General features: G+C 60.6%; 20 protein-coding genes. 6 read left to right on the forward strand and 14 right to left on the reverse strand.

What is annotated here, in order from left to right; genetic code table 11:
• Positions 1-6: 6 nt before the first annotated feature.
• Entirely contained in the window at positions 7-1,203 is a 1,197-nt protein-coding gene (locus JBO08_RS05280; protein ID WP_083207090.1) for an MFS transporter, read from the reverse strand.
• A gap of 175 nt (positions 1,204-1,378) precedes the next feature.
• Between JBO08_RS05280 and JBO08_RS05285 the strand changes: the two genes are divergently transcribed.
• Together JBO08_RS05285 and JBO08_RS05290 are read left to right on the forward strand one after the other, a co-directional pair.
• Entirely contained in the window at positions 1,379-1,993 is a 615-nt protein-coding gene (locus tag JBO08_RS05285; RefSeq protein ID WP_065872688.1) for a DUF5666 domain-containing protein, read from the forward strand.
• A gap of 125 nt (positions 1,994-2,118) precedes the next feature.
• A complete protein-coding gene (locus JBO08_RS05290) occupies positions 2,119-3,486 on the forward strand; it encodes a hypothetical protein (protein WP_220074445.1) in 1,368 nt (455 codons plus the stop codon).
• Positions 3,487-3,525: 39 nt separating this feature from the next.
• Here the strand turns inward: JBO08_RS05290 and JBO08_RS05295 are convergent, their stop codons facing one another.
• The 8 genes from JBO08_RS05295 to gcl form a co-directional block, all read right to left on the reverse strand.
• Positions 3,526-4,530, reverse strand: a complete 1,005-nt coding sequence (locus JBO08_RS05295; RefSeq protein ID WP_186752976.1) for a sulfate ABC transporter substrate-binding protein — start codon at positions 4,528-4,530, stop codon at positions 3,526-3,528.
• Positions 4,531-4,635: 105 nt separating this feature from the next.
• Entirely contained in the window at positions 4,636-5,460 is an 825-nt protein-coding gene (locus tag JBO08_RS05300) for an ion transporter (protein ID WP_049709249.1), read from the reverse strand.
• 31 nt (positions 5,461-5,491) lie between these two features.
• Positions 5,492-6,367, reverse strand: a complete 876-nt coding sequence (locus tag JBO08_RS05305) for an urea transporter (protein ID WP_186752975.1) — start codon at positions 6,365-6,367, stop codon at positions 5,492-5,494.
• A 131-nt stretch (positions 6,368-6,498) separates the two neighbouring features.
• Positions 6,499-7,914: a pyruvate kinase gene (pyk, locus tag JBO08_RS05310; protein WP_049709247.1), complete on the reverse strand. Its 1,416-nt coding sequence runs from the start codon at positions 7,912-7,914 to the stop codon at positions 6,499-6,501.
• The gene (locus JBO08_RS05315; protein ID WP_220074444.1) at positions 7,904-9,184 is read right to left on the reverse strand and encodes a glycerate kinase; all 1,281 of its coding nucleotides are present in this window, start codon (positions 9,182-9,184) and stop codon (positions 7,904-7,906) included. The genes pyk and JBO08_RS05315 overlap by 11 nt, the downstream gene beginning before the upstream one ends.
• An 84-nt stretch (positions 9,185-9,268) precedes the next feature.
• Complete coding sequence (locus JBO08_RS05320; protein ID WP_049709245.1) at positions 9,269-10,159, reverse strand: 2-hydroxy-3-oxopropionate reductase; 891 nt, start codon at positions 10,157-10,159, stop codon at positions 9,269-9,271.
• Positions 10,160-10,332: 173 nt separating this feature from the next.
• Positions 10,333-11,115: a hydroxypyruvate isomerase gene (gene hyi / locus JBO08_RS05325; RefSeq protein WP_065872682.1), complete on the reverse strand. Its 783-nt coding sequence runs from the start codon at positions 11,113-11,115 to the stop codon at positions 10,333-10,335.
• Positions 11,116-11,125: 10 nt separating this feature from the next.
• Complete coding sequence (gene gcl / locus JBO08_RS05330; protein WP_065872681.1) at positions 11,126-12,901, reverse strand: glyoxylate carboligase; 1,776 nt, start codon at positions 12,899-12,901, stop codon at positions 11,126-11,128.
• Between the two features lie 267 nt (positions 12,902-13,168).
• Here gcl and JBO08_RS05335 point away from each other — a divergent pair, with 267 nt between their 5' ends.
• On the forward strand, positions 13,169-13,609 hold the full coding sequence (locus JBO08_RS05335) for a heme-binding protein (protein ID WP_065872680.1): 441 nt from the start codon (positions 13,169-13,171) through the stop codon (positions 13,607-13,609).
• A 133-nt stretch (positions 13,610-13,742) separates the two neighbouring features.
• Here the strand turns inward: JBO08_RS05335 and JBO08_RS05340 are convergent, their stop codons facing one another.
• Both JBO08_RS05340 and JBO08_RS05345 read right to left on the reverse strand, forming a co-directional pair.
• Entirely contained in the window at positions 13,743-14,201 is a 459-nt protein-coding gene (locus JBO08_RS05340) for an REP-associated tyrosine transposase (RefSeq protein WP_065909884.1), read from the reverse strand.
• 226 nt (positions 14,202-14,427) lie between these two features.
• The gene (locus JBO08_RS05345; RefSeq protein WP_065872758.1) at positions 14,428-15,033 is read right to left on the reverse strand and encodes a TetR/AcrR family transcriptional regulator; all 606 of its coding nucleotides are present in this window, start codon (positions 15,031-15,033) and stop codon (positions 14,428-14,430) included.
• A gap of 134 nt (positions 15,034-15,167) precedes the next feature.
• Between JBO08_RS05345 and JBO08_RS05350 the strand changes: the two genes are divergently transcribed.
• The gene (locus JBO08_RS05350; RefSeq protein WP_065872678.1) at positions 15,168-16,082 is read left to right on the forward strand and encodes a DUF808 domain-containing protein; all 915 of its coding nucleotides are present in this window, start codon (positions 15,168-15,170) and stop codon (positions 16,080-16,082) included.
• Between the two features lie 55 nt (positions 16,083-16,137).
• Here the strand turns inward: JBO08_RS05350 and JBO08_RS05355 are convergent, their stop codons facing one another.
• Together JBO08_RS05355 and JBO08_RS05360 are read right to left on the reverse strand one after the other, a co-directional pair.
• Complete coding sequence (locus JBO08_RS05355) at positions 16,138-16,926, reverse strand: VacJ family lipoprotein (protein WP_065872677.1); 789 nt, start codon at positions 16,924-16,926, stop codon at positions 16,138-16,140.
• Positions 16,919-18,217 carry a serine/threonine protein kinase gene (locus JBO08_RS05360; protein ID WP_065872676.1) on the reverse strand — a complete coding sequence of 433 codons (1,299 nt, stop codon included), beginning with the start codon at positions 18,215-18,217 and terminating at the stop codon, positions 16,919-16,921. Before JBO08_RS05360 ends, JBO08_RS05355 begins: the two co-directional genes overlap by 8 nt.
• A 235-nt stretch (positions 18,218-18,452) precedes the next feature.
• On the opposite strand from JBO08_RS05360, the gene JBO08_RS05365 reads away from it, so the two are divergent.
• On the forward strand, positions 18,453-18,821 hold the full coding sequence (locus tag JBO08_RS05365) for a hypothetical protein (RefSeq protein ID WP_065872675.1): 369 nt from the start codon (positions 18,453-18,455) through the stop codon (positions 18,819-18,821).
• A 65-nt stretch (positions 18,822-18,886) separates the two neighbouring features.
• Here the strand turns inward: JBO08_RS05365 and JBO08_RS05370 are convergent, their stop codons facing one another.
• The gene (locus JBO08_RS05370; protein ID WP_220074443.1) at positions 18,887-20,440 is read right to left on the reverse strand and encodes a glycosyl hydrolase family 17 protein; all 1,554 of its coding nucleotides are present in this window, start codon (positions 20,438-20,440) and stop codon (positions 18,887-18,889) included.
• 332 nt (positions 20,441-20,772) lie between these two features.
• Here JBO08_RS05370 and JBO08_RS05375 point away from each other — a divergent pair, with 332 nt between their 5' ends.
• Complete coding sequence (locus tag JBO08_RS05375; protein ID WP_065872673.1) at positions 20,773-21,624, forward strand: glycine betaine ABC transporter substrate-binding protein; 852 nt, start codon at positions 20,773-20,775, stop codon at positions 21,622-21,624.
• Positions 21,625-21,749: the final 125 nt, after the last annotated feature.

Genomic DNA, 21,749 nt, shown 5'->3' on the forward strand with positions numbered 1-21,749 from the left:
CGTCACTCAAGCGGTGGCAGCCGTGGCCTGACGCGAAGCGCTGAGGAACCGCAACAGCGCCAGCAACGGAAACGCGCTGCCCACCAGCATCACACCCAGCCAACCGCCGTGTTCATACACGCTGCTGGCAATCGCCGAGCCGAAAGCGCCGCCGATGAAGATGCTGGTCATGTACAGCGCGTTCAGTCGGCTGCGGCTGTTGGCGTCGAGGGCGTAGATGGCGCGTTGGCCAAGCACCATGTTCATCTGCACGCAGAAGTCCAGGACCACGCCGGTCACGGCCAGGCCGATGACGCTGTACAACGGATGTACGAAGGCTGGCAGGAAGCTCAGCGCGGCAAACAGCATGGCCAGCAACGAAGCGCGGTGGGTATGGCCGGCGTCGGCCAGGCGACCTGCGATAGGCGCGGCGATGGCACCCAGGGCACCGACCAAGGCAAACAGCGCGATTTCACTTTGGCTCAGGCCGTGGTTACGCGCCAGCTCCAGTGGGGCGGCGGTCCAGAACAGGCTGAAGGTGGCGAACATGCAGCCCTGGTAGAACGCCCGTTGGCGCAGTACCGGTTGCTGACGCAGCAAGGTGCCCAATGAACCCAGCAATTGGCCATAGCTGGCGGAGTGATCCGGCTGACGTTTAGGAATGGTCAGCATCAGCACCACGCTGATAAATGCCATCAACGCCGCCGCCGCCATGAACATTGCGCGCCAGCCAAAGTGGTCCGCGACCACGCTGGACACCGGTCGGGCCAGCAGGATACCCAGCAACAGGCCACCCATGATGCTGCCGACTACACGGCCACGGGACTCGGCGGGCGCCAGGTGCGCGGCCAGCGGGATCAGGATCTGCACCGACACCGAACTGAAGCCGATCAGCAACGACACCAGCAAAAACAGGTTGGGTTGTTCGGTGTACGCTGCCCCCAGCAGGCTGGCGATAGCGAGCACGGTAGTGGCGATCATCAGCTTGCGGTTTTCCAGCAGGTCGCCCAGGGGCACTAGGAAAAACAAGCCAAGGGCGTAACCGATTTGCGTCAGCGATACGATCAGGCTGGCCATGGCAGGCGTGAGGCCGATGTCCGGCGCGATCAGTTCGATGATCGGTTGCGCGTAGTAGATGTTGGCGACGATGGCGCCGCAGCAAAACGCAAACAGCATCACCATGCTCCGGGTCATGGTGCTTGTAGCGTGGGAAGTAGCGTTCATGGTGTTCTCATAAAAGCGAAGGAAGTGGGGCGAGCCTAAAGACAACACCGTAGCCTGGGTAGGCTGGTGGCAGTGATAACACCCATGCCCGGTAATGATGAGTGAATCGTTAACTTTCTGCGCGAAGGGGGATGATACATTCAGAAACAACCGCCGAAACAGGAAATCCATTGCAATGAAGATCACGTTGAACAAGATGCTCCTGGCTTCCACGCTTGCTGCCGCCATGGCCGTAGGGCTGGCCCAGGCTGCCGAGGCCCCGCGCGTGGGCGTGCGCGGCGCCATCACCGCCATGGACGGCGATACGATGCAGGTCAAGGTCAACAGCGGCGAAGACGTCACGGTGCATTTGACACAGGCCACTCAAGTACGCGCCGTCACCCTGGCCAAGATCGACGAGATCAAGCCCGGCAGTTACATCGGTTCGGCGGCCATGCCCAATGCTGATGGCACGTTGACTGCGCTTGAAGTGCATGTGTTCCCACCGGCCATGGCCGGCACGGGCGACGGGCACCGCGCGTTTGATTTGAAAGAAGGCAGCAGCATGACCAACGGCACCGTTGGCGACTTGGTGGTCAGCAACGGCCGTACCCTGACCGTGAAGTACAAAGGCGGCGAGAAGAAGATCGTGGTGCCGGAGGGTGTGCCGATCGTCAACCTGGAACCAGGGGATCGCAGCTTGCTCAAGGCGGGGGTGAAGGTGGTGTTGTTTGCGGCGCAGGGGGCGGATGGGACGGTCACTGCCCAGGCCATCTCGGCCGGCAAAGATGGCGTAACACCCCCTATGTAGTTGGCTTTTTCATATAGGCTGGTTCCGACGCAGTTACAGGACTTGTCTGGCAAGGCCGCAGGGGCTGCCTGTCGTAGATTCGACGCATGCACGCTCGCAGGCTGAATCAAGACAGGAACCTCACTATGCGGATTATCCAGATGTTGATGCCTTGCCTGCTCATACCGGTCATCACAGTCGCCGCTGAAAAACAGCTCGAAACGATCACTTACACGGTTTACGTCGAGCGGATGGCCGCGGCTACCGCATCCGCCTGGCCGAGGCTGGCGACAATGGAGCGCCTGAAAGGCCAGACCGGATTTTATGCTCAGGCGCAGATTCTGGTGTACGACGGCGTTTCGGCCTGGCTGATCGATGCAAACGGTTATCGGGCGATTGCGGCGGGACCTGTACACGCGCTTGGTTTTTCGTCGGATTACAAATCCTTCAAGGAACTGCTGTGGGAGGGGCGACCCACCGTCTATATGGGCCTGGGTCAAACCTTGCCAGAGGTTGAAGCGCGCAACATGCTCAACAATCTCAGCGCAGTGCCAGCATTGTTTGCACTGGCAACCCATGAAGCCTTTCATTTCTTTGGTCAGGCCGGTTGGCAATTGATTTCGGGCTCGCGCGCCGGGCGCTATCCTCTTCAGGCCCAGCCCAGGCAGTACCGGCAACACTTGATCAACGCCTTATATGCATCGCTGCAAGGTGATCCCCAGGCGTTGGGCAAGGCGCGCTATTGGCATGACCGTTGGCAGACCGAATTTGCCCTGGAGGCTCAGGACATTCGCTACTACGACATTCTCGAAGGCACCGCCGAATACATAGAAGGGCTTGCTCGGACTTTTGCGAGTGTTGCTGCGGATGAGCCTGAAGCCTGGGCGCAAGGCGTGATGGCACGCTTCCCGAGCGCTGCAGCCTTGTCTCTGGATGGCGAAAGCTACGCGTTGGGCGCATTGGCCATTTATATCCTGGACCGTCTGGACGCCAATGGGTGGCAGTCAATCATCGAGGGGCAAACTCCCGTCCAACGTTTGCTGGCGAACGTGAGGCAGAGCGTCGATGTGCCTGATGCAGCGCTGAATCGACGGATCGCCGAGGAGATTAGCGAGCGCAATCGGCACCTGGCGCGGGTCATTGATCCTGTCATTACACAGCTGAAGCACCCCGACACGGTACGCCTCATGGTCCCCATGAGCGCTGTGGCCGGGTCTATCAGCATGAGCGGCAGCTATCAGGTTGAAGAGGCGCCCGACGAGATGCTCGTGGATTTCTCGGCACAGTTCTCACCATCAAAAGGTCGTGTCACGTTTGATCGTGCCACGGTAGCACTGGCCGTCAGCGAGGCCTGCGGTGAGAAGAGTGGCTTTGTGGTGGTGCCCATCGCCGCGAGTGAGTTCCCGAACGGTCCGGCCGGGCGACTGCGGTTGAAGGGGGCTGGGTTTGAAGTCGATGCGCCGTTTCCCAGGAAGGGTACAGGCAGTGAGGGTGTGTGGTGTATCCCTGCATAAAGCAAAAGCCCCTGAACTCAGGGGCTCTTGAACCAGGGCTTATTGACCGGAATAGATCTGGTCAAACACCCCACCATCATTGAAGTGAGTCTTCTGCACCGTGCGCCAGTCACCAAAGGTCTTCTCCACCGACAGGAAGTCAACTTTCGGGAAGCGGTCGGTGTATTTGGCCAGCACTTTCGGATCACGTGGGCGCAGGTAGTTGTTCGCCGCGATCTCCTGGCCTTCCGGCGACCACAGGTACTTCAAGTAGTCTTCGGCAGCCACGCGGGTGCCTTTCTTCTCGATCACCTTGTCGACCACCGACACCGGCGGCTCCGCTTCGGCAGAGACGCTTGGGTAGATCACTTCGAACTGATCACGGCCGAATTCACGGGCGATCATTTCAGCTTCGTTCTCGAAGGTCACCAGCACGTCGCCGATCTGGTTGGTCATGAAGGTCGTGGTAGCCGCACGGCCGCCGGTGTCCAGCACAGGCGCCTGTTTGAACAGTTTGCCGACGAAGGCCTTGGCCTTCTCTTCATCACCGCCGTTTTTCAGCACATAACCCCAGGCCGAGAGATAGGTGTAGCGGCCGTTACCCGAGGTTTTCGGGTTGGGCACGATCACTTGCACGCCGTCCTTGAGCAGGTCCGGCCAGTCTTTCAGGGCTTTCGGGTTGCCTTTGCGCACGATGAATACAGTGGCGGAAGTGAACGGTGCGCTGTTGTCCGGCAGGCGGGTGACCCAGTTGTCCGGCACCAATTTGCCGTTGTCGGCCAGGGCGTTGATGTCGGTGGCCATGTTCATGGTGATGACGTCAGCCGGCAGGCCGTCGATGACCGAGCGCGCTTGTTTGCTGGAACCGCCGAAAGACATCTGCAGGGTCAGCTTGTCGTCTGGGTGCTCGGCTTCCCAGTGTTTCTGGAAGGCGGCGTTGTAGTCCTTGTAGAAATCGCGCATCACGTCGTAGGAGACGTTGAGCAGTGTGACCGGGGCAGCCTGTGCGGCGCCCGCCAGGGCAAGGCCGGCGGCCAGAAGAGAGGCGCTAACGAGTTTTTTCACTGCTCATTCCTTGTTATTCGAGAAGGTTGCTGTATGCGTGAGGGCATTTTGCCAGCGACTATAGCGGGCTCCGCATAGACGTTTAAAGATTAAAACGCACTTTGCTTATTCCACTTTACGAAAAAGATTACTCCCACACCGCGAGCAGAACGCGGCGTTGGGCTCATGGCTGTCTTTCTTGCACACCGGGCAGTCGGTCTGCAGCTGTTCGCCGCGCATGGCACTCGCCAGTTCGGCGGTGAAAATACCGGTAGGCACGGCGATGATCGAATAACCGGTGATCATCACCAGCGACGAAATCACCTGGCCCAGCGGCGTCTTCGGCACGATATCGCCAAAGCCCACGGTGGTCAGCGTGACGATGGCCCAGTAAATACCTTTGGGGATGCTGGTAAAGCCGTGTTCCGGGCCTTCGATCACGTACATCAAGGTGCCGAATACCGTGACCAGCGTGCACACGCTCACCAGGAACACCACGATCTTCTGCTTGCTGCCGCGCAGCGCCGCCATCAAGTAATTGGCCTGCTTGAGGTACGGGCTGAGCTTGAGCACGCGGAAAATCCGCAGCATCCGGATGATGCGGATGATCAGCAGGTACTGCGCGTCGCTGTAATACAGCGCGAGGATGCCGGGCACGATGGCCAGCAGGTCCACCAGCCCATAAAAGCTGAAGGCATAGCGCAACGGTTTGGGCGAGCAGTACAGCCGCAGCCCGTACTCGATCAGGAAGATGAGGGTAAACCCCCACTCGATATAGGCCAGCACGTCAGCGTAGTTCTGGTGGATCTGGTCGATGCTGTCGAGCATCACGATCACCAGGCTGGCGAGGATGATCAGCAGCAGGATGCCGTCAAAACGCCGCCCGGCCTTGGTGTCACTTTGAAAAACCATGACGTAGAGCCGCTGGCGCCAGTCGTTGTTGCTGTCCATAAATCCCGCCTGAAACTGATATCGGGCAAGCCTAGGGGGATTCGAAGGGCCTGTCCATGCAGGGTTTGCGTAGCACGCGACCGCCTGCGCGCACCAGCCAGCAAGCAAGGATGAATGGCGCGGTCAACGCGGGCAGGTGCAGGGCGGCAAAGCCCGGCGTGAGGAGGATCGCCAGCACGATGCCGAGCAGCGGCAGCCAGGGTTGCCGGCGCACTTGGCTCAATGCCAGCGCTGCCAATGCAGGGTTGTAGCTGTGCAGGCCGAGGAGGGCGCTGGCGTGTTCGTCCAGCCACAGCGCAATCAGCACGCCGACACTGGCGCCAATCAAGGCCCACACGGCGGCGCGGCGGTTGGCCAGCCACAAGCCCAGCGCAATCAGGGCCCCGGCGATGGGCTGGTCCAGCAGCATGATTTGGGCGAGTCCGATAAAAGGTGCCGTGAGGATGTTCAAGGTGTCGGGTTCGTTCAGGGTAAGCGTACTCTCCGGGACCATGCCCAGTAGCGACCAACCCAGTACGACAAAAGGCGCGGTATACGCTGGCAAGTCATCGGGCTGACTGGCGCGCTTCAACCATTGCCGGGTCAGGATCGCACTCAAGCCACCGCACGCCAGGATCAGCGGTGGCAACAAGGCCGACCAGGCGAAGCAATGGCTGATCAATACGCCCAGCAACACGCCGTTGTAGCTATAAAGGCCGGCCTGGCGCTCAGCCTTGGGATAGCCGCGGCGCTGAGCCGTGAGCAATCCCGCGACGCCACCCAGCAACGCCCCGCCGAACAAAGTGGGGGCGCCGATCAGGATGGCCAGCAGGCACAGCAGGCCACACAGCGGCTGGCGCTGCAGGAAGATCTGGCTGAAACCGTTGAGCAGGGCTTCGGCCCAGTCGGGGCAGGATGGGTTGTGCATTTGGGGTCATTCAGTCAGACCGAGTTGCCCCCTTTGCGAGCAAGCCCGCTCCCACATTCGATCGCGTTCAGTCAGGTAAAACGCGGTCGAAAGTGGGAGCGGGCTTGCTCGCGAAGGGGCCCTTACAGACGCTAAATCAACGTCTCGATACGCAGTGAGTTGGTCGAGCCCGGCTGCCCGAACGGCACCCCCGCCGTAATCACCAAGGTATCCCCGCGCTGCGCCATGCCTTGCGCCTGGGCAATCTCCAGCGCCGTGGAACACACCTCATCCACCTGGCGCAGCCGATCATTCACCACCGAATGCACGCCCCACGCCACGCTCAACCGCCGCGCCGTGGACAGGTTCGGCGTGAGGTTGAGGATCGGCGCCACCGGCCGTTCCCGCGCCGCGCGCAAGCTGGAGCTGCCGGACTCGCTGTAGTTCACCAGCACCGCCACCGGCAGGATGCTGCTGATACGGCGGATCGCGCAGCTGATGGCGTCCGACACCGTGGCATCCGCCTTGGGCCGGCTGACATCCAGCTGGGTTTGGTAATCCGGGCCGTTTTCCACCTGGCGGATGATCTTGCTCATCATCTGCACGGCTTCCAGCGGGTACTCGCCGGACGCGGTTTCGGCCGACAGCATCACCGCGTCCGCCCCTTCGGCCACGGCGTTGGCGACGTCCGTTACCTCGGCACGGGTCGGCGCTGGGGAGAAGCGCATGGATTCAAGCATCTGTGTGGCCACCACCACCGGCTTACCCAACTGGCGGCAGGTGCTGATGATGTCTTTCTGGATCTGCGGCACGCTTTCTGCCGGCACCTCCACGCCGAGGTCCCCTCTGGCCACCATGATCGCGTCGCTGAGTTCGGCGATTTCCCGCAGGCGTTGCACGGCAGAGGGCTTCTCGATTTTGGCCATCAGGAATGCCTTGTCGCCGATCAACTCGCGGGCTTCGCGGATATCTTCCGGGCGCTGCACGAATGACAGCGCCACCCAGTCCACACCCAGCTCCAGGCCGAAGCTCAAGTCGCGCCGATCCTTGGCGGTCAGTGGGCTGAGTTCCAACAAAGCTTGTGGGACGTTGACGCCTTTGCGATCAGACAATTCGCCGCCGTTCAGCACCGTGGTGTCGATGGCGTCCGCGTGCTTGGTGATCACCCGCAGGCGCAGTTTGCCGTCGTCCAGCAGCAGGTCCATGCCGGGTTCCAGCGCCGCGATGATTTCCGGGTGGGGCAGGTTGACTCTACACTGGTCGCCGGGTGTTTCGTCGAGATCCAGGCGCAAGGCCTGGCCGCGCACCAATTGCACTTTGCCCTCGGCAAAACGCCCGACCCGCAGCTTCGGTCCTTGCAGGTCCATAAGGATGCCCAGCGGGTAGTTCAACTGGCGTTCGACTTGGCGAATCCACTGGTAGCGCTGGGCGTGGTCGGCGTGATCGCCGTGGCTGAAATTGAGCCGGAAGATATTCACCCCGGCTTCCACCAGCTCGCGGATGTCATCGATACCGTCGGTGGCCGGGCCCAGGGTGGCGAGGATTTTGACCTTCTTGTCAGGCGTCATGGTGGGCAGTCTCAAGAATCAGGATGGCGCGGAAATCGTTGACGTTGGTGCGCGTCGGCTCGGTGATGATCAAACCGTCGAGCGCGGCGAAATAGCCGTAGCCATTGTTGTTGTCCAGCTCGTCGCTGGCTGACAGGCCCAGGGCTTCGGCGCGGGCATAACTGCACGGCGTCATGATGGCGCCGGCGTTGTCCTCCGAACCGTCGATGCCGTCGGTGTCACCGGCCAGGGCGTACACGCCGGGCAAGCCTTTGAGGCTGTCGGTCAGGCTCAACAGGAATTCCGCATTGCGCCCGCCACGGCCATTGCCGCGCACGGTCACGGTGGTTTCGCCGCCGGACAGGATCACGCATGGCGCTGCCAGTGGCTGGCCGTGCTGCACGATCTGCCGGGCGATGCCGGCGTGCACCTTGGCCACGTCCCGCGCTTCGCCCTCAAGGTCGCCGAGGATCAACGGGCTGAAACCGGCCTGGCGGACTTTTACCGCGACCGCTTCAAGCGATTGCTGTGGGCGCGCGATCAGTTGGAAGTGGCTGCGGGCGAGCACCGGATCACCGGGCTTGACGGTTTCCGAGGCTGGGTTCTGCAACCAACTGCGCACCGAGGCGGGGGCTTCGATGTTGTAGCGCTTGAGGATCGCCAGGGCCTGCTGTGAGGTGCTCGGGTCACCGACCGTGGGGCCGGAGGCGATCACCGTGGCCTGGTCACCCGGCACGTCGGAAATCGCGTAGGTGTAGACCGTCGCGGGCCATGCCGCTTTCGCTAGGCGGCCGCCCTTGATCGCCGAGAGGTGCTTGCGCACGCAGTTCATCTCGCCAATGGTCGCGCCGGATTTGAGCAGGGCTTTGTTGATGGCCTGCTTGTCGGCCAGGGTGATGCCTTCGGCGGGCAGGGCCAGCAACGCCGAGCCGCCGCCGGACAGCAGGAAGATCACGCGGTCGTCTTCGGTCAGGTCGCTGATCAACTCCAGCACGCGCTTGGCCACGGCGAGGCCGGCCGCATCGGGCACGGGATGAGCGGCTTCGACCACTTCGATTTTTTGGCACGGCGCGCCGTGACCGTAGCGGGTGACGACGAGGCCAGTGACTTCGCCCTGCCAGCAATTCTCGACCACAAGGGCCATCGCGGCGGCGGCCTTGCCGGCGCCGATCACGATCACACGGCCGCTGCGGTCGTCGGGCAGGCAGGGTTCAAGCACGTGCCGGGGGTGGGCGGCGTCGATAGCTGTGGCAAACAGCTCGCGAAGCAGGTGTTGCGGATCGACCGACATAAGCGGGCTCCCGGGGGGGTCTTGTTATTAGGTGTGCAGCAAACTTGAGTATTGGAATGCGATCAAATGTGGGAGCTGTGTGTCTTACTTATCGCGAATCGAAAAATTCGCCATATGCTCCAAGCCTTTAATCAGCGCCGAATGGTCCCAATTCCCGCCGCCAATCGCCGTGCACGTGCTGAACACCTGCTGCGTACCCGCCGTGTTCGGCAGGTTGATCCCCAACTCCTTGGCACCGGCCAGCGCCAGGTTGAGGTCCTTCTGGTGCAGATTGATGCGGAAGCCCGGATCAAAGGTGCCCTTGATCATGCGCTCGCCATGCACTTCGAGGATCTTCGATGACGCAAAGCCCCCCATCAGCGCTTCACGCACTTTGGCCGGGTCGGCGCCGTTCTTGGCGGCGAACAGCAGCGCTTCGGCCACCGCCTGGATGTTCAGCGCGACGATGATCTGGTTGGCGACCTTGGCGGTCTGGCCATCGCCATTGCCACCCACCAAGGTGATGTTCTTGCCCATGGCCTGGAACAGCGGCAGGGCGCGTTCGAAGGTCTGTGGCTCGCCACCGATCATGATGCTCAGTGTGCCGGCCTTGGCGCCGACTTCACCACCGGATACCGGCGCGTCGAGGTACTGCGCGCCAGCGGCGTTGATCTTGGCCGCGAAAGCCTTGGTCGCCGTGGGAGAGATCGAACTCATGTCGATCACTACCTTGTTGGGCGACAGGCCTGCGGCCACGCCGTCGGCGCGGAACAGCACGTCGTCGACCTGCGGGGTATCGGGGACCATGACGATAATGAACTCGGCTTCCTGCGCCACTTGCTGCGGGTTGGCCAGGGCCACGGCGCCGGCGTCGATCAGCGCTTGCGGGGCCTTGCCGTGGTGCTCGGACAGGAACAGTTGGTGACCTGCTTTTTGCAGGTTGGCGGCCATGGGTTGGCCCATGATGCCGGTGCCGATAAATCCGATTTTAGCCATGATGAAAATCCTCTTGTTATTCGATAGGCAGGCCCAGCTCGGTCTGCCAAACACCGAAGATCTACTGTGGGAGCTGGCTTGCCTGCGATGGCAATCGTTCAGTTACAGACTGATTGCCTGCTACACCGCTATCGCAGGCAAGCCAGCTCCCACATTGTTTTGTGTTGTGTCTGTTAGATGGCGTTGTGGGTTTTGAGCCAGCCCAAACCCGCCTCGGTGGTGGTCAACGGCTTGTACTCACAGCCAACCCACCCCGGGTACCCAATCCGGTCCAAATGTTCGAACAGGAAGCGGTAGTTGATCTCCCCAGTCCCCGGCTCATTGCGCCCCGGGTTGTCCGCCAGCTGGATGTGGTTGATCTCACCCAGGTGCGCGGCCATGGTGCGGGCCAGGTCGCCTTCCATGATTTGCATGTGATAGATGTCGTATTGCAGGAACAGGTTGGCGCTGCCCACTTGCTCGCGAATCGACAGGGCCTGCGCCGTGTTGTTCAGGTAGAAACCCGGGATGTCGCGGGTGTTGATCGCTTCCATCACCAGCTTGATGCCCACCGCTTGCAGCTTGTCGGCGGCGTACTTGAGGTTGGCGACAAAGGTTTTTTCCAGGGTTTCATCATCCACGCCTTGTGGCCGAATGCCCGCCAGGCAGTTGATCTGGGTATTGCCCAGCACTTCGGCGTAGGCAATCGCCAGCTTGACCCCAGCTCGGAATTCCTCGACGCGGTCCGGGTGGCAGGCCAGGCCGCGTTCGCCCTTCGCCCAGTCGCCGGCCGGCAGGTTGAACAGCACTTGGGTCAGGCCATGGGCGTCGAGTTGCGCCTTGATTTCAGCGGAGCTGAATTCGTAGGGGAACAGGTACTCGACACCTTCGAAGCCAGCATCGGCGGCCGCTTTGAAGCGAGCAAGGAAGTCCTGTTCGGTAAACAGCATGGACAGGTTGGCGGCGAAACGCGGCATAAGGTTCTCCTTAATCGAGCAGGGAAATGGCAGTCGGCGCATCGTTGCCGACCAGTGCCAGATCTTCGAATTCGTTGACGGCGTTGATCTCGGTGCCCATGGAAATATTGGTCACGCGCTCCAGAATAATCTCAACGATCACCGGGACCTTGAATTCTTCGATCATTTCCTCGGCGCGGCGCAAGGCAGGCGCGATCTGGCTTGGCTCGAACACGCGCAGGGCCTTGCAACCCAGGCCTTCGGCGACGGCCACGTGGTCCACGCCGTAACCGTTGAGTTCCGGGGCGTTGAGGTTGTCGAAGGACAACTGCACGCAGTAGTCCATTTCAAACCCGCGCTGGGCCTGGCGGATCAGGCCCAGGTAGGAGTTGTTCACCACCACGTGGATGTACGGCAGCTTGAACTGCGCGCCCACCGCCAGCTCTTCGATCATGAACTGGAAGTCATAGTCGCCGGACAACGCCACCACTTTGCGGCTCGGGTCGGCTTTGACTACGCCGAGCGCCGCCGGAATGGTCCAGCCCAACGGGCCGGCCTGGCCGCAGTTGATCCAGTGGCGTGGCTTGTACACATGCAGGAACTGCGCGCCGGCAATCTGCGACAGGCCGATGGTGCTCACGTAGCACGTGTCTTTGCCGAACACCTGGTTCATCTCTTCGTACACGCGCTGCGGTTTGACCGGCACGTTGTCGAAGTGGGTCTTGCGGTGCAGGGTGGCTTTGCGCTGCTGGCAGTCATTCAACCAGGCGCTGCGATCCTTGAGCTTGCCAGCGGCTTTCCACTCGCGGGCCACTTCAATGAACATCGTCAGTGCCGAGCCTGCGTCGGAAACGATGCCCAGGTCTGGGGTGAACACGCGGCCAATCTGCGTCGGCTCAATGTCGACGTGAATGAATGTGCGGCCTTCGGTGTAGACCTCCACCGAACCGGTGTGGCGGTTGGCCCAACGGTTACCGATGCCCAGCACCACGTCCGACTTGAGCATCGTCGCGTTGCCATAGCGGTGGGAGGTTTGCAGGCCGACCATGCCGACCATCTGCGGGTGATCGTCCGGGATGGTGCCCCAGCCCATCAGCGTCGGGATCACAGGGATACCCGTCAACTCAGCAAATTCAACCAGCAACTCGCTGGCGTCGGCATTGATCACGCCGCCACCGCTGACCAGCAGTGGGCGTTCGGCCTGGTCCAGCAAGGCCAGGGCTTTTTCGACCTGGATGCGGGTTGCCCGTGGCTTGGCCAGTGGCAACGGTTGGTAGGCATCGATATCGAATTCAATCTCGGCCATCTGCACGTCGAACGGCAGGTCGATCAGCACCGGACCTGGGCGGCCGGAGCGCATTTCATAGAAGGCTTTCTGGAACGCGTAAGGCACTTGGCCGGGCTCCATCACCATGGTCGCCCATTTGGTCACTGGCTTGACGATGCTGGTGATGTCGACGGCCTGGAAATCTTCCTTGTGCATACGGGCGCGGGGTGCTTGGCCGGTGATGCACAGGATCGGGATCGAGTCAGCCCAGGCGCTGTAGAGGCCGGTGACCATGTCAGTGCCCGCCGGGCCCGAGGTGCCGATGCACACGCCGATATTACCGGCCTTGGTGCGAGTGTACCCCTCCGCCATGTGCGAGGCGCCCTCAACGTGGCGAGCAAGGACGTGATCGATGCCACCCACCTTCTGCAAGGCCGAGTACAGCGGATTGATCGCGGCGCCTGGGATACCGAAGGCGGTGTCCACGCCTTCACGGCGCATCACCAGGACGGCGGCTTCGATTGCTCTCATTTTGCTCATTGTTTTGGTGCCTCTTGCGTTTTGTAATTGTATACAAGTGGTTTCTGCTTGAAGTGTATTCACGGCCGCCCGCGCAGGTCAATGCATTTTATTTTCTGGCCTGCGCGTTCGTCGGATGGCCTTAAGAGCGAGTTTTATCGACGTATGGCGACTTTGTTTGAAAATATTGTATACAAAAATAAATATAATTGTGTTCTATTTTCTTGATCGAGCATCTGATCTCTCAGACCTCCACCGCTTTCCCAATAACAAAAGAAGGACGGCACCATGAGCGCTTTAACCTTGAAACTCGCCACCCAACTGGTCAGCCAGGCCCTCAGCGCAGGGCGCACCATTGCGGCGGCGCCGCTGACCATCGCAGTACTCGACAGCGGCGGCCATCTGGTCACGTTGCAACGCGAAGACGGCGCCAGCCTACTGCGCCCGCAAATCGCCATCGGCAAGGCTTGGGGCGCGATAGCCCTGGGCAAAGGCTCACGCCTGTTGGCGCTGGACGCGCAGCAGCGCCCGGCGTTTATCGCGGCGTTGAACAGTTTGGGGCAGGGCAGCGTAGTACCCGCGCCGGGCGGGGTGTTGATTCGAAGTCACGAGGGTGTGGTGCTGGGGGCGATCGGGATCAGCGGGGATACGTCGGATATTGATGAGCAGTGTGCGATTACAGCGATTGAGGGGGTGGGGTTGATGGCGGATGCGGGGGTGTCTGCTTGATTTTTGGTTGACTGATATGGCCTCTTCGCGAGCAAGCCCGCACACACTTGATTGGGTTCACACATCTATATTTGTGAATACGGTCAAATGTGGGAGCGGGCTTGCTCGCGAAGGCGGCAGCTCGGTCCCGGCTCTAAACCCAAATCGCGTCCCACAACGCATAGTCGCCAATCCGCGTCACCAGCCCGGCGCGCAATGGATTGGCCACCACATACCTGGCCATTTTCACCAAGTCATCTTCCTTGCGCAGCTCGCGATCATGAAAGCTGGTTTGCCAAAGCCGACCTTTGCGCCCGGTAGCCCCGTTTACGCTTCGAGTGCTTTTGGATTTCACTTGGCACATCAGATCCCCCAGTGAGCCTTTTTGTAGTTCGAGCAGCCAGTGGAAATGGTCGGGCATCACCACCCAGGCTAGCGAGTTTGCTAATCCTTGATACTGGGCAAGCCTGAATTGCCAGACCACCAAACGGCCCAGATGAAAGTCACTGAATATCGGCACACGTTCGTGGGTATTGGTGGTAATCAGGTAAATGCGGTTGGGTTCGCTGAAGAGCCCGATACGCAGGCGATGTGACGTAGCTAAATCAGGCATTCCATGGCCTCTCTTCAGTGGGGGTTCTGAGAGGCTAGATCCAGGTGGCTGATGCTGAATGGCAGGCTTTTGGCAGGATGTGTCTGGGAGGGCGCATTCGCGAGCAAGCCCGCTCCCACATTGGATCTGCTGTGTTCATACATTGTGTGTCTGGCGCGGATCAACTGTGGGAGCAGCGGTGCGACGATTCGACTTGCTCGCGAATGGCACAGGCACCCCCGGTCTCTCAGTCCAACTCACACCCCTTCAACACCAACCGAATAATCGTCAATGCCGCCGCCTCATAATCTGCCTCATCCAACTTGGTCTTCCCGGTCACCGCCGAGATCTGCCAGTCAAAATCCGCATACGTCTGCGTCGCCGCCCAGATGCTGAACATCAAGTGATGGGGGTCAATCGCTGCGATCAGGCCGCGATCCACCCAGCTCTGGATGCACGCGATGTTGTGTTTGGCCTGGGCGTTGAGTTGTTCGACCTGATCAGCGCTCAAGTGCGGCGCGCCGTGCATGATTTCGCTGGCGAAGACCTTTGAGGCAAACGGCAGGTCGCGGGAAATGCGGATCTTCGAGCGGATGTAGTTGCTCAGCACCACCGAAGGCTCGCCCTCAGGATTGAACGGCGTGGAAGCGGCCAGGATCGGCTCGATAATGCTTTCGAGCACCTCGCGGTAGAGGTTGTCCTTGGACTTGAAGTAGTAGTACACGTTGGGCTTGGGCAGCCCGGCCTTGGCGGCGATGTCGCTGGTTTTGGTCGCGGCGAAGCCTTTGTCGGCAAACTCCTCGCTGGCCGCCCGCAGGATCTTTTCTTTGTTGCGCTCGCGAATGGTGCTCATAAACCAGAGGTTTCCTTGCCAGTACAGGCGGTTGCGCATGGTAGCACCGGCCATCCGCGAGCCTCAACAATGTGCCCGCAAAGCTGTGCGCCGCGTTATGCTCGCGCCATCTCACTCTTACGGAAGTCCGATTCATGGCAGGAAGCAGCTTGTTGGTGTTGATCGACGATATCGCCGCCGTACTCGATGACGTTGCCCTGATGACAAAAATGGCGGCGAAGAAGACTGCCGGCGTGCTGGGTGACGACCTGGCACTCAACGCCCAGCAGGTCTCCGGGGTGCGGGCCGAGCGGGAAATCCCCGTGGTGTGGGCGGTGGCGAAGGGCTCGTTTATCAATAAATTGATCCTGGTGCCCACCGCACTGTTGATCAGCGCATTTGCGCCTTGGGCGGTGACGCCTTTGTTGATGCTTGGCGGTGCCTACCTGTGTTTCGAAGGCTTTGAGAAGCTCGCGCACAAGTTCCTGCACAGCAAGGATGAAGATCAAGCTGAACACGCCCAGTTGGTCGAAGCTGTTGGCGACCCGGCGACCGACCTGGTGGCCTTCGAAAAGGACAAGATCAAGGGCGCAATCCGCACCGACTTCATCCTCTCCGCCGAAATCATCGCCATCACCCTTGGCACCGTGGCTGACGCGCCATTGATGCAGCAGGTGGTTGTGCTGTCGGGCATTGCCATCGTCATGACCGTGGGCGTCTACGGGCTGGTGGCCGGCATCGTCAAGCTGGATGACCTGGGTTTGTGGCTCACCCAGAAGCCTGGCCAGGTGGCACGCAGTATCGGTGGTGCCATCCTGCGCGCGGCGCCTTACATGATGAAGAGCCTGTCGGTCATCGGCACGGCAGCGATGTTCCTGGTGGGCGGTGGGATTCTCACCCATGGCGTACCCGTGGTGCATCACTGGATCGAGACGGTCAGCCAGGGCGCGGGTAGCGTGGCATGGTTGGTGCCGACGCTGCTGAATGGCGTGGCGGGGATTGTTGCGGGGGCGGTGGTGCTGGCCGTTGTCAGCGCAGTGGGTAAGCTCTGGAAAACCGCGAAGGCTTGATCCAATCGCAATAAAAAAGGCCATTCAATCGAATGGCCTTTTTTTGTGGCGCTGATTACTCCGCAATCTGCAACTTGCGCGATTCCGTATAGATGTACCGCACCTTCTCATACTCGAACGGCGAGTTCATCTGACCATACCGGAAGCTGGTCTGGTAGCGCTTGTCGACCGCGCGCAGGGCCCAGATTTCCGGGTGGTTGGAGCTGACTTCAGCCACATTGAGGAAGTTGATTTGGGTTTCGGCGGTGTAGTCGACCAGCAAGCCACCGGTGTCGCGCAGGTTTGAGGGGCCGAAGACCGGCAGCACCAGGTACGCGCCGCCAGGCACGCCGTAGAAGCCCAGGGTCTGGCCGAAGTCTTCGCTCTGGCGCGGCAGGCCCATGGCGGTAGCAGGGTCCCACAGGCCGGCGATGCCGATGGTGGTGTTGACCAACAGGCGCCCGGTGGTTTCCAGGGAGCGGTGGCCCTTGAGCTGCAGCAGGCTGTTCAACAGGTTCGGTACGTCGCCCAGGTTGTTGAAGAAGTTGCTCACGCCGGTGCGCAGGAAACTTGGGGTGACGTAGCGGTAACCGTCGACCACGGGCAGGAACACCCATTGGTCGAAGCGGTAGTTGAAGTGGTACACGCGACGGTTCCACGCTTCCAGCGGGTCGTAGACGTTGAGCGCGGTGAGCGTTGAACGCTCGAATTCACGCTGGTCCAGGCCCGGGTTGAACTTGAGCTTGGTCAGTGGCTCCTTGAAGCCGTCTGAGCCAACCACGGTGGGTTCGTGAGCCTTGCTGTTGTCGGCATTGGCCACGCCTGCGCACATCAAGGCGGCAAGCAGCAGAAGATATTTAGCCACGGAAGAACTCCAGCATGGCGTCGGCGTTGACGCGGTAATTAAGGTTGCCGCAGTGGCCGCCCAGCGGGTAGACGGTCAAGCGATCGCCGAAGGTTTCACGCAGGAAACCGAGGTCGCCTGGGCCGAGGATCACGTCGTCGGCGTTGTGCATGACGGCGATCTTCGGGTTGGTGTGCAGGTAGTCCTTGAGGGCGTACAGGCTGACTTGGTCGACCAGTTGCAACAGGCTGCCGCCGTCGGAACGCGCGCGCCACATCGGGATCACTTGTTCGGTGAGGTAGCAGTCGAAGTCGCATTGCAGCGCACGCTTGAGGAACGGCGTGAGGCTGGTGCCTTCGGTGATCGGGTATTTCGGCGGGATGATCAGGCCGCGGCGGTTGATCAGGTCCGAGGTAAAGGCGATGTCAGCGGCCGAGAAGCGGAACGAGGTGCCGATCAGCATGGCCATCTGTTCGTTGGTCAGGTGCTGCTTGGAGTTCTGGAAGTCGTAGAGCAGGGCGTCATTCAGATCGATGTAGCCCTTTTGCTGGAAGTAGCGGGTCAGCTTGTTCAGCACCAACTCATAGAAGGTGGTGGTGTTGTTGATGCCCTTGACTTCGGTCTGTACCAACTTGTCGAGGTTGGTGATCGAGGTGTAGAGATTGACCGGCGGGTTCAGCAGCAACACTTTCTTGAAGTTGAAGCTGCGGCGGGTCTCATCGAGTTTGGCGACAAACGCTGCATCCAGGCCGCCGAGGCTGTAGCCGGTGAGGTAGAAGTCGGTCACCGGCAGCGAGGCATTCTGCGCGCGCACGGCTTGCATCACGCGGTACATGTCCTCGGCGTCTTCCTGGGTGATACCCGGGGTGGCGAAGCGCGAGGCGGCGCTGATGAAGTCAAAGCTGGTGGGCGACGACAGCTGCACCACGTGGTAACCGGCCTGGTAATACAGCTTTTTCAGGTATTCGTTGATGCTGCTGTCAAACCGCGCGCCGGTGCCCGCGATCAGGAAGATCAACGGCGCGGCGCGATCCTGCTTGGCGATGCGGTAGGTGAGTTTCTTCACCGCCCAGAAGTTGTCCGGCAGGCTGAACTCGCGCTCGGGGCGCATGTTCAGGGTGTAGTCGGACTGGTTGATCTCGTCATCGCTCGGCAATTTCGGCCGAAGGTCAGGCGGGGTAGTGGCGATGGTCGCTTCGAACGGATTCGTCAAAGGGAAGCCATAGGTGGCCTGGTCGATGTCGACGGCCAGTGCTGACGCACTCAAAAAAAGGCTGCCCAACAAGGCAGCGCAGCGCAAGGAACGGAGCATGACTTAATCCCTAGGAGGAAACGTGCTTAATAAAGTTCGCAGGCTATGACCACCGCGTTGCCACCGAAGTGCCAGCTCTCGGCACGAAAAGTCGGAAAATAACGTCGGAATCGGGGTAATAGTAGCGAGAAGATACACTTTGCCGCGCATTGGTGAACAGTTATCTGCGCGTACACCTTGCTAACGGCCGCCGGAGCATTAAGCTGAGCGCCGTTTTTGCCTATCGGAGTACCCCATGTCCCGTCGTTTGCCGCTGATTTTGCTGCTTATTGCCTTGCCGTTGTGGCTGGCCGCCAGTTATGGCGCGCGTTACGGCTTTATGGAAGATGGCCGGTGGGTTGGCATCTGCGCCGATGAAGCCAGCCGCTGGGAATGTCAGCTGCGTTCGAACCTGGGGCTGATGATTCACTTCAGGGTGCTTGGCTGGGCAGCGTTGGTTACGTCGGTGCTGGCGTTTTTCGTGCCGGGTCGTGCGGGATGGGGGTTGGCAGTGCTGGGGATGGTGTTCGGGTTGCCGGCGCTGGCGTTGTACAACACTGCGTTTGCGGTGTTTGCGGTGGTGATTGCGGGGTTGCGATTGGTCAGGAAGCCTCGGGCTGCTTGATAGGGCCTCTTCGCGAGTAAGTCGAAGCGGCGGTTCGACGCTTCAACTTGCTCGCGAAAGCGGTCTTAAGCCTTACGCACCCGCAAGCAACGCCACAAAGCCACAACCATGAGCAGGCTGGCCACCGCCCAACCCCAAGCCTGCTGGTTCAACAACCCTTCACGGTACAACTGCGGCGCAATGCCGGCACCGATGATAAAAGCCAGCAGCGCAATCTCCCGACGCGGCCCCGTCACCGGACGTACCAAGTATATCAGGGCAGGCAACACCAGCGCCGCACTCGGGAAGCTGCGATAACGCGGGTCGAACACCAACGCCAACATCATCACTGCGCCGGCAAACCCGGCGATCGCCACTAGCCAGCCTGCACGCTGCTCCAGCCAGTTGAACGCCCGCTCACGCCAGCCTTCCCGCGCGCTCAAAGCCAGCGCGGCGTGAGCCAGCACCAACAAGTTCAACACCATCAGCAAACCTGCCCACACCCATTCCTCACTGAAGCGTGCGGTCACGCGGCTCAGCTCAGCCCAGGTGCCGATGGAGGAGGCGGCGACTGCACCCAGCAGCGGCAGGACAATGGCAGCGCGCGTGCTGCGTACACGCCCACCCAGCGCCAAGGTGCCCAACAGGATAATCCCACCCACGCCCAGCCACAGTGGCCAGTACGGCACATTGGTCACCGGCCCGGCGAGGATGCCCTTGTCCTGGCGATCGGCATCGAACAGGCCCCAGTAACCACCTACGGCGCCTTCGCTGGCGCGCTTCCAGGGCTGGTCAAACGCTTCGATCAAGTTGTAACGCCAGCCATTGGCCTCAGCCATGGCCACAAAGCCGCGCATGAACTTGGCTTCGTTGACCCGGCTTGGCACCGCGGTTTCGCGCTGGCGGCCTTCGCTGGGCCAGCCGGTTTCACCGATCAGAATGTCCTTGGGCGCAAACTTGTTGCCAAAGGTCTGGCGCACATCGCCCACGTGCTTGAGGGCCTGGTCGATGCCGGACGGATCATCTTCCCAATACGGCAGCAGGTGAATGGTCAGGAAATCCACCGCCGGAGCTATTTCCGGGTGTTGCAGCCAGAACTCCCACACGTCCGCGTAAGTCACTGGCTGCTTGATCTGGCGTTTGACGTTCTGAATCAGCTTTACCAGTTGCGCGGCGGTGACTTCCTTGCGCAGCAGGGCTTCGTTGCCGACGATCACCGACGTCACGACATCCGGGCTGGCGTTGGCCGAGGCGATCAACTGGTCGATTTCCTTTTCGGTCGCCACCGGGTCGCTGCTGACCCAGGCGCCGGCCATCACCTTCAGCCCATGCTTGCGCGCCATGTCCGGCAAGGCTTCCAGGCCGGTCATGGAGTAGGTGCGAATGCATTCAAAGCGAGTGGCCAGCAGGGCCAGGTCGGCGTCCATGCGTTCAGGGCGCAGCCTGAACGGCTGGTCAAACGGCGATTGGTCTTTGTCGAACGGTGTGTAGGACGCGCACTGCATCTTGTGCGTAGCGCTGGCAACGTCTGGCAACATCACGGGCCGGCCGAGGCCATACCAGTAACCGATCAGGGCCAACAGGCCGAGGAGCAAGGCAAAGAAATAGGGCAGGGCAGGGAAGCGGGCATTCGCGGGCATGGTCGGCTTATCTGGAAGAGCAAAGGCGCGCATCTTACCCGGATTTGGCGAGTCCCAGTGGGGCAGCATAATTTTGACATGCAAAGTTCGGGCGGGATTTTGGCGTCAAGTCCTACAAAGCGTCCTACTGGCGATGTGATGTCGTTTCTTGCTTGTACAAGGTCGCTGACAGAGCAGGTTCCAAGTCCAGTCAGGTCGATGATCGAGGTGTCAGCACTCCACTGACGGCGCAGCAGCCGGATCGATGCGCGTGAAGGGGGCGCGGTGCACCACAGAACAACAGGTTGACGTCGCTCGGCATCCGCTGGGCGCAGCACTTTCGGGGAAGCACAATGAAGATGCGACGACTCTTGGGCGCAGCTGCCACTCTGGTAGTTGCGATGAGCTCCACACTGGCCAGCGCCGACAGCAAAACCCTGAGCATCGGCTACGTAGATGGCTGGTCGGACAGCGTTGCCACCACGCACGTGGCGGCAGAGGTGATCAAGCAAAAGCTCGGCTATGACGTGAAACTGCAAGCGGTCGCCACCGGGATCATGTGGCAGGGTGTTGCCACCGGTAAGCTCGACGCCATGCTTTCTGCCTGGCTGCCGGTCACCCACGGTGAGTATTGGACCAAGAACAAGGACAAGGTGGTCGATTATGGCCCCAACTTCAAGGACGCTAAGATCGGCTTGATCGTGCCGGAGTACGTCAAGGCCAAGTCCATCGAGGACCTCAAGACTGACACCACCTTCAAGAACAAAATCGTCGGCATCGACGCGGGTTCAGGTGTGATGCTCAAGACCGACGAAGCCATCAAGCAATATGGCCTCGACTACAAGCTGCAAGCCAGTTCGGGCGCGGCGATGATCGCCGAGCTGACCCGTGCCGAAGACAAACAGGAGTCCATTGCGGTTACCGGTTGGGTGCCACACTGGATGTTCGCCAAGTGGAAACTGCGTTTCCTGGACGATCCAAAAGGGATTTATGGTGCTGCTGAAACCGTCAACAGCATCGGCAGCAAGGGCCTGGAGAAGAAAGCGCCGGAAGTCGCAGCCTTCCTGAAGAAATTCCAGTGGGCTTCCAAGGACGAAATCGGCGAAGTCATGCTGGCGATACAAGAAGGTGCCAAGCCTGATGCAGCGGCCAAGGATTGGGTCGCCAAGCACCCTGAGCGTGTTGCCGAGTGGGTCGGTAAATAAACCCCGAAGTGTCTAGATAGCACCTTGCAGGCCCGTCTGGCGTTGTCGTCAGGCGGGCTTTGTCGTTTCTGGGTCAAAACCTGTCAATTCAGTCAGTGCAAAACTGGCGATAACCCTCATGTCGT

The sequence above is a fragment of the Pseudomonas sp. LAP_36 genome, from assembly GCF_019456785.1.
GTDB lineage: Bacteria > Pseudomonadota > Gammaproteobacteria > Pseudomonadales > Pseudomonadaceae > Aquipseudomonas > Aquipseudomonas tritici.